At 55.2% G+C, this 12,610-nt stretch carries 11 protein-coding genes and 1 pseudogene; 1 reads left to right on the top strand and 11 read right to left on the bottom strand.

Annotation, left to right across the window (positions count from 1 at the left end; translation table 11 throughout):
- Window positions 1–273: 273 nt before the first annotated feature.
- From ACR0NO_RS18935 to ACR0NO_RS18915, 5 genes are all read right to left on the bottom strand, one after another.
- Window positions 274–1,674 (bottom strand): TRAP transporter large permease, encoded by a 1,401-nt coding sequence (locus ACR0NO_RS18935; RefSeq protein WP_480725134.1) that lies wholly within the window; start codon window positions 1,672–1,674, stop codon window positions 274–276.
- Window positions 1,675–1,685: 11 nt separating this feature from the next.
- On the bottom strand, window positions 1,686–2,318 hold the full coding sequence (locus tag ACR0NO_RS18930) for a TRAP transporter small permease subunit (RefSeq protein ID WP_480725133.1): 633 nt from the start codon (window positions 2,316–2,318) through the stop codon (window positions 1,686–1,688).
- A 68-nt stretch (window positions 2,319–2,386) separates the two neighbouring features.
- Window positions 2,387–3,397, bottom strand: a complete 1,011-nt coding sequence (gene dctP / locus ACR0NO_RS18925; protein ID WP_480725131.1) for a TRAP transporter substrate-binding protein DctP — start codon at window positions 3,395–3,397, stop codon at window positions 2,387–2,389.
- Window positions 3,398–3,522: 125 nt separating this feature from the next.
- Window positions 3,523–4,863 carry a sigma-54-dependent transcriptional regulator gene (locus ACR0NO_RS18920; protein WP_480725130.1) on the bottom strand — a complete coding sequence of 447 codons (1,341 nt, stop codon included), beginning with the start codon at window positions 4,861–4,863 and terminating at the stop codon, window positions 3,523–3,525.
- Entirely contained in the window at window positions 4,860–6,590 is a 1,731-nt protein-coding gene (locus ACR0NO_RS18915) for a sensor histidine kinase (RefSeq protein WP_480725128.1), read from the bottom strand. The genes ACR0NO_RS18920 and ACR0NO_RS18915 overlap by 4 nt, the downstream gene beginning before the upstream one ends.
- Window positions 6,591–6,720: 130 nt before the next feature.
- On the opposite strand from ACR0NO_RS18915, the pseudogene ACR0NO_RS18910 reads away from it, so the two are divergent.
- Window positions 6,721–7,477: pseudogene (locus tag ACR0NO_RS18910) on the top strand (IS5 family transposase).
- A 173-nt stretch (window positions 7,478–7,650) separates the two neighbouring features.
- Here ACR0NO_RS18910 and ACR0NO_RS18905 read toward each other — a convergent pair.
- From ACR0NO_RS18905 to ACR0NO_RS18880, 6 genes are read right to left on the bottom strand one after another with little or no spacing between them, the layout of a single operon-like run.
- Window positions 7,651–8,436 carry an energy transducer TonB gene (locus ACR0NO_RS18905; RefSeq protein ID WP_480725127.1) on the bottom strand — a complete coding sequence of 262 codons (786 nt, stop codon included), beginning with the start codon at window positions 8,434–8,436 and terminating at the stop codon, window positions 7,651–7,653.
- A 35-nt stretch (window positions 8,437–8,471) separates the two neighbouring features.
- The gene (locus ACR0NO_RS18900) at window positions 8,472–8,867 is read right to left on the bottom strand and encodes an ExbD/TolR family protein (RefSeq protein WP_480725126.1); all 396 of its coding nucleotides are present in this window, start codon (window positions 8,865–8,867) and stop codon (window positions 8,472–8,474) included.
- A complete protein-coding gene (locus ACR0NO_RS18895; RefSeq protein ID WP_480725124.1) occupies window positions 8,864–9,235 on the bottom strand; it encodes a biopolymer transporter ExbD in 372 nt (123 codons plus the stop codon). The genes ACR0NO_RS18900 and ACR0NO_RS18895 overlap by 4 nt, the downstream gene beginning before the upstream one ends.
- Window positions 9,225–9,890, bottom strand: coding sequence for a MotA/TolQ/ExbB proton channel family protein (locus ACR0NO_RS18890; protein ID WP_170555951.1), 666 nt, complete (start codon window positions 9,888–9,890; stop codon window positions 9,225–9,227). The genes ACR0NO_RS18895 and ACR0NO_RS18890 overlap by 11 nt, the downstream gene beginning before the upstream one ends.
- A gap of 4 nt (window positions 9,891–9,894) precedes the next feature.
- Window positions 9,895–10,332 (bottom strand): hypothetical protein, encoded by a 438-nt coding sequence (locus ACR0NO_RS18885; RefSeq protein ID WP_480725123.1) that lies wholly within the window; start codon window positions 10,330–10,332, stop codon window positions 9,895–9,897.
- A gap of 22 nt (window positions 10,333–10,354) precedes the next feature.
- Window positions 10,355–12,394 (bottom strand): TonB-dependent receptor domain-containing protein, encoded by a 2,040-nt coding sequence (locus ACR0NO_RS18880; protein WP_480725121.1) that lies wholly within the window; start codon window positions 12,392–12,394, stop codon window positions 10,355–10,357.
- Between the last annotated feature and the right edge of the window lie 216 nt (window positions 12,395–12,610).

Raw genomic sequence — 12,610 nt, 5'->3', positions numbered from 1 at the left:
AACAATCCTGCCTCGGGCAATCCTAGGTTCTTTTCCGGTATGGCGTTCCGTTTCCATTTTGACCGATTGTAATGCGAGGATGTGGAGATGTCTCTGCTAGGCTCTGAGCGGTCATTTTGTCATCCGCAGCATAGATAGACCATGGCACTAACCGTCCCGGCGAGGACGGCCAAAACTGGACATTGAACAAGTGTCATGAATTCTGCCACGCAGCTGATTGACGCAGGCCTTGGCCGCACCGGCAAACCGCACTCCAAAACCAACCCATGTGGTTCAGACCTGTCCTGGTAGCCATAGAACAATCGCAGGGAAGACGACGAGCATCGCGATGGTCGCAGCATCCGCTAGAAAGAAAGGCGTTACACCCTTAAAGACATCCTGCACGCTTAGGTCATCCCGCACACCAGCCACCACAAAGCAATTCAGCCCGATAGGTGGGGTGATCAGGCAAAACTCGGCCATTTTGACAACCAGAATGCCAAACCAGATGGCACACATGGGCCCAGACATACCGAAGGTACTCTCGGCTGCACTTACGGTCTCACCACCGTTCAGAGCCATGACAGCAGGGTACACGACCGGCAACGTCAGCAGCAGCATACCTATCGCATCCATGAACATACCCAGCACCGCGTAAGCCAGAAGAATACAGATCAGGATCAGCATCGGAGACATTTCTAGCGAGGTGATCCAGTCGGAGAATGCACTTGGCAACTCGGCAAAACCAAGAAACCGAACGTAAACCAAAACGCCCCAGATGATCGTGAAAATCATGACGCTCAGCTTGGCGGTTTCCAAAAGCGCGTCTTTGAGTTCGGCCCAGCGCATGCCCCGATACAGCGCCATCAGGAACACCACAAATGCTCCAATTGCGCCGCCTTCGGTTGGCGTACCCCAGGCGTCGCCGCCGAACGGGTTGTAGACAAAGAAGATGATGGTGACGACAACAATCACGATGGGTAATGCGGGCGGCAACGAGAGGAAACGTTCTTTCCATGTAAATCCGGTGACCGCGGGACCAAACCCTTTGATTACGACGGCCATGCCAATGATAAGCAGGCCATAAATCCCAGCCGAGAACATGCCCGGGATGAATCCCGCCAACAGCAGTTTGCCCACATCCTGCTCGACTATAATCGCGTAGATGACCAGAATGGCCGAAGGCGGAATGAGCGAGGCGAGCGTACCGCCTGCGGCGACGACACCTGCAGCAAAACGCTTGTCGTAGCCGATCTTCAACATCTCGGGGATGGCGATACGCGCGAACACAGCGGAAGTGGCGACCGAGGCCCCGGATACCGCAGCGAACCCAGCAGTCGCAAAAACTGTCGAGACAGCCAGCCCGCCGGGTACCCATGCCAGCCAACGCTTCGCGGCTTCGAACAGGGCTTTGGTCAGGCCTGCGTAGTAGGCGAGGTAACCAATCAGAATGAAAGTCGGGATAAGGCTCAACGCTTGGCTTGAAATTTTGGAGTGCGGCACCTGTCCCGCTGTTTTGACCGCCACAGTCACAGCCTTACCGAACCGCGCCGGGTCATACCCAAACTTGGCCCAGAAGATCCAGATCAGACCAACCATGCCAGCTGTCGCGGCGGCGAAGGCCACGCGCATCCCCAGCACCACAAGAACAAGCATACCGCCCGAGACGATCAGACCAATATCAATAGGTTCCATCAGATTTAACCTCAGTTGTCGTGGCCCGAGACGTGCTCGGCTTCCATTGCAGCTTGGGTCGCTGCATCGGCAATTAGCGGGACGGCAATCGGTGCCTGATCGGGGTGACGGATTGCACGACCGTAGGCCCAAAGCTGTAGAGCAAGCCTTAGGCAAAGCACGCCAAAGGCGACGGGTGCCAACAGCTTGGCCGGCCATAGCGGGATACCGATGTCGATGGAGCTGTCGCGGCTCCAGAGTGGAGCACCAAAGTCAAAGCTGCGTGCGAAATGCGCCCAGCTCCCCCAGATCAGCAAGACGATCAGCGCCAGAATGACAGCGGTCGTGATGAACTCAACGATATAGAGCGTCCGGCCCTTGAGCGCTCCAACCACCATGTCCATTCGGATATGACCGCCATCACGCTGCGCATAAGAAATCCCCATGAAGGCGATCAACGGCATGGCCTGCTCGATCCAGTCCACGTAACCGGGAAGCGGCGCATTGGCGAAATTCCGGCCACCAACGGAGACCACGGCCATAACCATCAGCGAGAACACTGCAAGACCGCTGATCAGAGCCAGAAAGCTCTCTAGATTGTAGAGACGTTGATCGAGAATGCTGAGACGGCTGTCGTCAGACAGCACCTGGGATGACCCGGCCATCGTTGTACTCCGCTGTCAGGGAAAAAGGCACCCGACGCCAGCTTGGCCGACGCCGGGCTGTGAGTGGATTAGCTACCGTTTGCGATCTTGCCAGTCACAAGGTCATAAAGCTCTTGTGCTGGCAGGCCGCGCTCGGTGTTTTCTGCAATCCAGGCCTCGGCCGCGGGGGCGGCAGCGGCTTCTTTGAACGCTGCGATTTCTTCATCGCTGAAAGTGACCCGTTCGATGCCGCGTTGATCCAACTCAGGACCCCACGCTTCCATCGTTTTGGTCTGGTAGTGGCTCACGTAGTGATCCAGTGCCTCTTCCACCGACCCCAGCAGAGCGTTGCGGTGTTCGTCAGATAGATCTTCCAGCGCCAGCGTGTTAACCACGACAGGGCAGTTGACGGTGCCGGGGTTTAGGTTCGTCGTCCACCACTTACCATTTTCAATGGTGCCGAAGGACATATGCGCGTGTGGCGCAAAGCTGACAGCCTTAACGATGCCGCTGTCCATTGCCTGGCGCACTTCGGATGCAGACATTGATGTCGGAACCGCCCCAACTGTCTCCATCGCCTTGCCGATGCCACCTGTCGCCCTTACGCTCAGACCTTCAAAATCGGTTAGAGATTTCGGCGCTTCACCGACACCTACAAGGTTGTACTGCGGCAGCGGCGACGGCATCAGAAGTGTCGCGTCCCAGCGGGCCAGATCCTCCACAACGGACGGGTGTTGATAAACGGCCATCGACAGATCGACTTCTTGTTCAAGGGATGTCACGCCCAGAAACGGCAGTTCCAAGACAGTTATCGAGGGGTTTTTGTCGCGGTGATAGCCTGCGCAGAATTGGGCCATTTCGAACGCACCGATCGAAATCCCATCGAGGTTTTCTTTGTTCTTCGACAGGCCGCCATAGCTGATGTTGAGTGTGAACTCACCGCCCGTTTTTTCGCTCACCAGTTCGGCAAGTTTTTCGACGTGTTCGGTAAAGGCACGACGCTTGCCCCACAGGGAAACGTTCCATTCGACAGCCAGCGCTTCGGATGCGACGGTCAGTGACAGGGCAGCAATGGCCGCCCGGTTAAGATGTTTGCGCATAGTGGCTCCTCCCAGATCACGCAATTCGCTTGGGTGGAGTATTCAGGATGCGCAGCAGCCTGCCTATGAAGGAAAACGCGCGGGAAATTTCTGTTTCCCTGCGGATATCCGCAGAGTGGTTTCGCTTACAACAGCGCCTCTTTATCGAGGCCGAGTTTGACGATCTTTTCATTAAGCGTCCGGCGGCCAATCCCTAGCGCTTCGGCGGCGGCATCCATGCGTCCTTTATGTGCCTTGATGGCTTTGCCAATGAGCTCGCGCTCAAAAGCAGCAACGGCTTCGCGCAGCGTATCCGGTACTTCGTCAAAGTGTTGATCGCTGTGTATAGCCTGCGCCATCGACCCTCCTCCGCGTCGGGCCGCCAAAATGCGCCGTTCGCAGACATGGCGCAATTCACGCACATTGCCGGGCCAGTCATGGGCAAGCAGAGCAGCCAAATCGTCCTGATAGAGTTCTGGCGCGTCAATCTCATAAACCTGCGCGTATTCGCTCAAGAAATGAGTTGTCAGCAGAACCAGATCGTCCCGTCTTTGTCGTAGTGGTGGCAAGGACAGGACGACAGTGTTTAGTCGAAACAATAGGTCCTGACGCAGGCGGCCTTCCTCGGCGGCCAGTACAACGTCTTCGTTGGTTGCTGACACGACCCTAAAACTTAGCGGCACCGGCGACACAGCCCCCACCGGCAGCACCTGTTGATCTTCGATGACCCTTAGTAGCTTGGCTTGCACCGCTGGTGGGCACGAGCAGATTTCGTCCAGAAACAAGGTCCCACCCGATGCCGCCACAAGCCTTCCGTCGGATTCACCCACGACGCCGAACATTTCCGCTTCAAATGTATCGGCCGACAACGCGGCGCAATTCAACGCCAGAAACGGCGCCTCTGGCGACCGACCCAAATCATGTAAAGCATGGGCAACCAGCTCTTTCCCGGTGCCGGTATCCCCCTGCAACAGAACCGCAACGGATGTATCGGCAAGATCAAGTACGTCTTGTCGCAAGTCAGTAATGGCGTCTGTTTGGCCCAGAAGGATACGGTCAAGGCCTGACAGTTTGAACAACCTGTCTTTGAGGCGGGCATTGCTTTTCCGCATGCGGTTTTGTTCAGCCGCGTGCCTCAACACCGTCAACAATCGCCTAGGTTCATATGGCTTTTCGATAAACCCATACGCCCCTTCCTGTATGGCCTGAACCGCCATCGGGATGTCGCCATGTGCCGAAATCAATACCACCGGAGGCGCCACATGCCTGTCCAGACTGGCCAGCAATTCAAGCCCCGACATACCGGGCATACGAACGTCGGACAGAATGACATCGGGCGATGCGCTAGCCAGATACTCCGTCACCTCGGTCGCGCGCGACAGGGCGCTAACGGTCCAGTCAGCAGCTTCGAGCAACTCGACAAGAGATTGTCGCATCGATTTGTCATCATCAACGACCAGAACTTTGAAGGCTTGCTGTTGGGTCATTCGTCTGTTTCTTCAGTAGCTGAGGCAATCGGGAAGGTGACGCGGAAAATTGTTCCTCCACCATCGCGGTTTCGGGCCGTCATTGTGCCATCGTGATCTTTGACAATGCTGGTGGAAATCGCCAGCCCTAAGCCCATCCCTCGCCCGCTCTCTTTTGTGGTTACAAATGGCTCTTGCAACTCAGCCAGCGTTGCCTCGCCCAATCCGTGACCGTTATCCTGAATTTCCAACACTGCCTCATCATCAGAAGCCGTGACAGCGATTTGGATTTCAGGCGCATCCGCACCATCCGTAGCGTCTATGGCATTGCGCAAAAGATTGGTGATGACCTGTTCAATCCGCAGGGCACTGCCCCGGATAAAGACCGGAACGGTCGGCGCATCAAATGAGATTTTCACCCTGTCCTGCTCGATGTTTGGCGCAACCAGAGACAAAGCGGCATTGACCGAAGTGCATAAGTCTACGTCGTCGAACGCCTCATTCTCCGACCGTGCAAAGAACCGCAATTGGCGCGTGATCCCTTCCATCCTGTCGACCAGGCTTCCGATCTTTTGCGGCAGCTTGGTCTCACCGGAAGATGAGATCTCTGCTGCCACCAGATGATTGCGCATTGCAGCGATGGGCTGGCCCAGTTCATGCGTGACCGACGCGGAGAGTTGCCCCAGAGCCGCCAGTCGGCTTGCGCGCTCCAACTCGCTCTGGGTGCGTTTAAGGCTCCGCTCGGCTTTCTTGCGGTCGTCGATTTCGATGGCAAGCCGTTCATTTGCCTCGCGCAGCTTTGCTTCTTCTTCTTCGGACCGCGCCAAGGCCGCGCTTACGCGTCTCGCGCGTTGTATCTGGAAGAAGATAAATGTGAGACCCGCCAAAAGGACAAAAACTGCAGTTACAAGCCAACTGCGCGCTACGGCCTGATCGTCACTTGCAAAATAGTGAAGCGACCAACCGTGAGGCAAATCGGTAGCTGCAAGATGCAAGCGTTTTGCCCCCGCAATTCTGGCCTGATCTCCCGGCAACTCATCCCAATCCAACTCATCCAAGTCTTGCCCCGGAAACTGCCTGGCATCTCGAATTCGCTCTCGCTGTGGTTCCGACAACGGCTTTAACGCGCGATATTGCCAATCCGCGTTCGAAGAAAGAAGAACGACACCGTCTTCATTGGCCAAAAGAACCTGTTCGCCCGAGTTTTTCCAACTGTCCTGAAGATCGGAGAAATCGATCTTAATCGCTATGACACCTGTTGGAGCTCCTCGGTCGTTCAGCACTGCGTTCGCAATGAAGTAACCCGGCAAACCCGTTGTGGCCCCGATGGCGTAGAAGCGGCCCTGTTCACCAGAAATGGCACTTTGGAAATACGGGCGGAAAGCATAGTTCTGGCCAACAAAGCTCCCTATTTCGCGGTAGTTCGATGCGGAAATCGTGATCCCGTCTTCGTCCATCAAGTAGATCGCATCCAGACCTGCCTGTTCGGCAAAATCCTCAAGGCGTCGGTTTAAGGTTCCGGTGCCATCGCCTTCGGCTGTTCCAATTACAAAGGAGTCTTGTGATAGCACATATGTAAGGTGGGAAAATCGTTCGAGTTCGCTGTTCACCGAGCTTTGGTAGAGAGAGAGCCGGCCCTGAGCTTTCGAAAGCTCCTCCGAAACGAAGTACTGGTAAGAAACCAAATAGAGGCCAAAGCTGGCGGCAATGGCTGCAAAGATTCCTAAAAAATACGAAACTGATCGCATTGAATGCTCATGAACTGCAACGGCATAGGATCACAGTAGGATTTGGCCGTCCATCCCAAGAGTTCTAGGATCAAGACCCAACATTTCCTTCAGCCGGTATAATTCACAGTTTGAAAATTGAGCTTTGAACATATCTGATCTATCCTGGATGACGGACGCGCAGATGGGGCGTCCCGGGCCTTTCTTCCTGAAGTCCCATGGCAAGCCATGCGTTGATGAACGGCGTGTATTGAGCGGGTTTCTCGTCATCAAAATCGAAGGCATGCGATAGCGTAATGCCCCGGCGGTATTTGGGCCTCATAAGACGCTGTACATCCGTTGGAAGCTTTGGAGCGATAAGGGCATTTTCGCCCGGATGATGGCTGCTCTGGCCACCGCGCATGGCGAAGAGAAGACCGTGATGATCAACGCGACTTACCTGAACGCGCACCGCACAGCGACCAGATTTAGCGTCAAAAAGAGGCGCGTGAACGCCTAGTGGGTCGGAGCCAGCCGACACTTACACGAAGCTACATGCCATCTGAGATAGTCTGGATAGACCGATCAACCTCCTTGTCACTACCGGTCTGGTCAGTAACTAAATTGGTGCACCGGAGTTGTTAAGCAGCCTTCCGGACGTCGATTGGCTACTCAGTGACCGGGATTGTGATGCCGGCTGGTTCAGAGAAGCGTTTAAAAACAATTTGATAAGCGCCTGCACCCTAGACCGCAAACAACTCGAGACCCAGGTCAAATACGACAAGCGCAGGTACAAACGCCGCATTCGAATCGAGATCATTTTTGGAAGGCTTAAGGTATGGCGGCGCGTGGCAACCCGATACGCCCGCCGCCCGAAAGTCTTCCTCCCTGCCATCGCCCTCGCGGCAATCGTCGTCCCTTGGCTATGATTCCTGACCCTAAGGTGGCAAAACTCCCTCATCGGAAGCGTCAGAACGGCTGCTGCGTAGTCTAACCAACGCGTGCTGTGGGGCATTTTGAATTTACCGTTCGCACTCGCGGTGTCGCAGTCTTGTGCTGATCTCATGGTACTCAGAAACCTTCCGGCCTCGTGCATTCACCTCTACTTGCTCAAAATTTCTATAGTGTATTCTCGACGGGCCCCGGCAGGCGGAATTGGGAAAGGTGCAGCCGCGCGCACCTGTGACAAGGCGATCTGGTCCAAACGCTTTGAACCTGAACTGAGGGCAATGTTGGCCGATACCAAAGCTCCGCTGTCAGCGATGCGAAACGTCACCAGAACGGTGCCGCGGATGTTGACGCTTTTGCGTCTCGCGCGAAGGATCTTGCGTTTGACTTTCCACGCATAGTTACTTGCATCGGCATTGCCCTGGGCCGAGGCTGTGCGGGTTGTCTTTTCGGCGGCGGCTTCTCCCTTGGTGGTTTCGCCCGTTGTACTGCCTTTTTTTTGAGTGCGTTCACCATTGCCTGCCTTCACAGCGAGCTGGGCGACTTTCTTTTTCTCAAGTTCTGGGCTTTGCACAGGTGTTGTTGCAGGTCTGCGTTTGGGCTCAGACTCAGACTGTTTGGCTTGGGTCACTTCGGGCCGGCTTGCCTTTTGAGGAACCGTCGCTTTCAATGCTCCTTTCGCCGAAGGCACAACCTGTTTTGCGATAGGTTTTGCACTCTTCGCTGTCTGCACCTCGGGGTTTGCTTGTTTAATTGGTTGATCAGGCTCTACAGTCTTTTTCCGGGTCGAGGCCGGCGCAGATGCAATGGTTCCGGCAGTGAAATCCTTAAAGGACGTCCCAAGCGCCGCAGTTTCGACCGAGCCTCCACCTTCGATTTGCGTCGTCGTTTGCGTGCCAAAGTCATGCAAAGCAAGCCCGTGGGTCGCGACGGCCAACACGATCGCAGATCCGGCCATGGCGCGAGATTTGGGGATCATTGCAGCGCCCTTTGTGTCACCACAAAGACCTTGTTTGCACCCAAGGCACGAAGCGCATCACTAACCGTTTTCAGCCGCACCGCTGGAAGCGCGCGGTCGGGAACCAAGCGCACTATTTCCAGAGGCAGGTCAATCGAGGCGCGTTCGACATAGGCTTCAACATCTGTCAGTTCGGCCCCGCGATACTCGAGCACACCATCGGCACGGATGACGAGCGCATCTGGCGGCTCGCGCCCTTCAAGGTCCTGCGTTGCGACCAGTTGCACCGAATTGCCAAGCGGTTGGGCAAGCGTACCGGCAATCATGAAGAAGACCAGCATCAGGAAGACGACGTTGATTAGAGCAATTGTGGGTTCTCGGGTTCGCCTCGCTCTTGGTTTCAGTTGCATCATCCGATCACCTGCGTCCGTAGCTGAGCCACGCCTTTCAAAGCCGTCAGCAGGTCAATCAGTTGTTGCGAAGTTGCGTTCTGGCCGAGACTGATCAAAGCCATTTGTTCGGAGGTCCCGTCGAAAAGCTCTGCAACGCTATCCAGGGTTATTTCGGTCCCGTCGACCAGAAGACGATCCTGTTCAAGCTTCACAAAGCGGATTGAAATATCTTGGTCAAACCCTCCTGCCGAAGATGTTGAAAACTCAATCTCGCCAAATTTCGAAAATGTTGAAGTAAGCATGAAAAACAGCAGCAGCAAAAAGATGACGTCGATCAACGAGGTCATCGACAGGCGCTTGCGCCGCTTGGAGCGGGTCTCAAGTGCCATGGGCAAGAGCTGCCTTTGGCATCTCGGTCGCTTTGCATTCTGCGGCGTGACCAGGTGCGAAAGCGGTGCGTAAGGCACGGTTGGTAAATATGCGCTCACGCGTCATGCGTGACTCGAACCAAGTCAGCACAAGCGAGGTTGGCATGGCGACGGCTAACCCCGCAGCCGTTGTTAGCAGGGCAACCCAAATGCCGCCAGCAAGCAGTGCAGGATCTACCGAATTGCCTGCGCCTTGCAGGGTCTGGAAGGCTTCGATCATGCCAAGAACAGTGCCGAATAGCCCCAGTAGCGGTGCAAGCTGTGACACCACATCAAGCACGTTGAGGCCCCGTTCAAGCCCGGCAAAGCGTGCTTCGGCCTCGGCATCGGCACGCTCGGACAGCGTGCTGCTATCTCCACTGAATGACATGGCGATCACCGGGGCCAGATAGCTGCGGCTTTTGTCCAGATGCGCCATCGCAACAACCCGGTCCCGGCGGTCCCAGGCTTCAATCGCCAAAGACAGCTCGAAATGGCGACCGACGCCGGCGGCCGCATATTGCCAAAGCTTGTAAATTACGAGCGACAGAGTTGCGACCGAGGTTGTGATCAGGATCGCAACAACCGGCCCGCCAAGCGCAAGGACGTCTGTCAATTTCTGAATGATCGTATCCATTGGCCTATCCAATTATTTCCGTTTCAAGGCGGCTTTTGAGTGTCAGGTTCGACATGCAGGCATTCTCCATCCCGCCTTGATGCGCACATTCGTGCGTGCCGTTGATCAGAATGCGAGAGATGTGGTCGCAGGCCATTCCATCGAACTGAAATTGGCGGACCCGAGGGCGCCCTGCAGGCAGATTCTCGAAATCCAGAAGCGTGAGCAGAGCAACCCCACCTTCCTCGCCGAACAAGACCGTTTCGTAGACTGCACCTTCGATATCAGCGTCATAGGTATTTTCGACCAAAAAGCTGAGCAGGCAGCTTTGGTCTCGTTCTTCCGCAGAACTCAGCTCTATCGAAACGCCACCGGTTCCTTCGGCGGAGGCAAGCCCCGCCCCCAGAATTGGGAACAGGGCCAGCAGGACCAACCGAGCATTTCTTTTCGACGCAATTCGCATAACTGGTCCTTTCGTTTTTTGATCAGAAGGTTTTGGCCACTGTCAGCTTGAAGTTCCGGCCCGGCGCATTGCGCGTCGACAGGTTCGGCAGGTAGTTTTTGTCAAAGATATTCTCGATACCTGCCCTAACTTCGAACCCTGCAAGCGCGCCTTCTTGCGGGAAGTAGGACGCGCGCAATGTGTTGACGCCATATCCGGCAACCGGGTCGCCTGAGGAATCAAAGCCAGACCTGGCTCCGAAAAGCTCCCAGCTGACATCAAGCGTTTCGCCAAACCGTTTGCCGAATGTGATCCGCCCCGAATCCGATGGTTCGTTGCGCCAGCGGAACTCCTGCCCGTTTTCATTGGTTTCCGTGCCGCTTGCGACATTCGCGTTAAAGTCGACATAGAATCCGCCAACTTTCGCGTATGATGCTTCAATTTCCACACCGCGCGTTTCGACCTTGTCCAAAAGAACAGAGGCTCCGGTAATCGGATTCGACTGATTGTACGATGTAACATCCCGCAAGTTAGTGTCGTAGAAATTCACCTTGGCGCGTATGATGTCGCCCTCGGCAAAGATATCTCCGCGATTGAACGAAAACCCTGCTTCCCAGGTGCGCGATTTCTCGGGCTGGGTCATGAATACCGGGGTACCAAGGTCGTCGATGATGGGCAGGCTTTCAGTGTATGCACCGCCGCCAAAGATGCCGAAACCGTTTGCGAATTCGTACCGCGCCGACAGACCCCCCATCAGAGCATTGTTATTGTAGCTCTCATCGAAAGGTGCTGTATCGCCATCCCCCCTGATGTCCTGCGTTTCGTAACGCAGCGCAGGTGTGATGGTCAGTTGATCGCCGATCTGAATGTCATCGACAGCGAACAAGGCTATCCGACGATCGGTCCCACCCGGGGCTGACGGAGCATCCAGACGCTCTCGATTGATGAACTCGATCCCGGCTCGAAGATCATGCGAAGCGATTCCAGTTTGGAAATACGAGGTATTTTTGATCGTCAGTTTGGTGGTTTCATAGTTGTGTGACGCGTCCGCCAGAGCCCGTATGCTTGGGAAAAACGGGGTTCCCTCTAAACTGGAAGAGCCAGGAACATAGCTGCTGTCGATGGACTGCTCGGAATAACTGAGGTTCACATCCAAATCGATCAGATCGTTGTCTGCTGGCCGGTATTGATACCGCAGGATGCCAATCCGGGTTTCGATATCACGATCCACATTTCCAAAAGCGTCTGCAGATGTACCGAATGAGTCATATGGAACGTCCCGTTCTTCCGAGGTCGATTGGTTCCATGATGCGGTGATAGAATGCTCCAGGTTGTCGCCGAAGCTGTATTTACCTTTCGCCAAAAGGGAAGGCAGGGTAAAGGCGCTGTTGCCGATTGTATCGCCATTCCCGTCTTTCTGATCGTCCTGATCGCGATAGGTGTAGTTGAACAGGAACTCGGTCTGCTCGTTCGGTTGCCACGCCAGAATCGACGATGAGGCAAAGCCGCTACCGTTCGAATACCCTTCAAGCGTCTGGCGGAACCGGAACCCGGGTTCACCGCCGGTGAAATCCGAGGCGTCTTTGGTTTCCAATTGAACCACACCGCCGACGACGCCCGAGCCGAATTCAAACGACCCGACAGTGCCCCGGATCACCGACACGCTTTTGTAAAGCTGTGGATCGGTGAAGAGTTGGTTACCGATCCGATACAGCTCTTCCGAACCGGTTGTTGCCCCGTCGATCAGAATGAGAACTTTCTGGTCGGTGCCGAAAGTGCTGTTGGCACCGAAGCCGCGAATGTTGATACCTGACCCCTGCGGTGTCGAGCCATTCACCAGAGTCACACCAGGCACCGTGTCGATCAGCTCTGCAACCGTGTTGGCCTGACGGTCGTTGATCTCTTCCTGATCAATGTTGGTAATAAGTACTGCGGTATCGGTCTGGATTTCCCGTTTGCTTTCGCCAAGCTCAAGTGTGCCTAGAAACCCATCATCCTGTTCCTGCGCCCAAGCGGCCGCTGCGATCAAACTGAGGCAAGAGGCGGTGCCAAATAGGCCCGCCTTTCGAATTGAAGCACGCATTTCTGTCCCTTCGAGTGGCTTGAGGACCGGAGATGCTTGCAGTTCGCTGGCTAAGGTCAGTCTTTTTTGGTGTTTTTTGGAATCGCCTTTCAGCGATGACTTGTGCTCGCTAATAAAGCTTACTAAAAGAGTCAACATATTTCCGTGACTGATTTTTCAGTCACTGCCAGCGGGCCAATGACGGGATCATGGGCCGGGCCAGCGCCTCACAGAACC

The sequence above is a fragment of the Ruegeria sp. CL3 genome, from assembly GCF_056536505.1.
The sequence above is the reverse complement of the archived record's forward strand: the minus strand, read 5'-3'. Positions and strand labels throughout refer to the sequence as shown.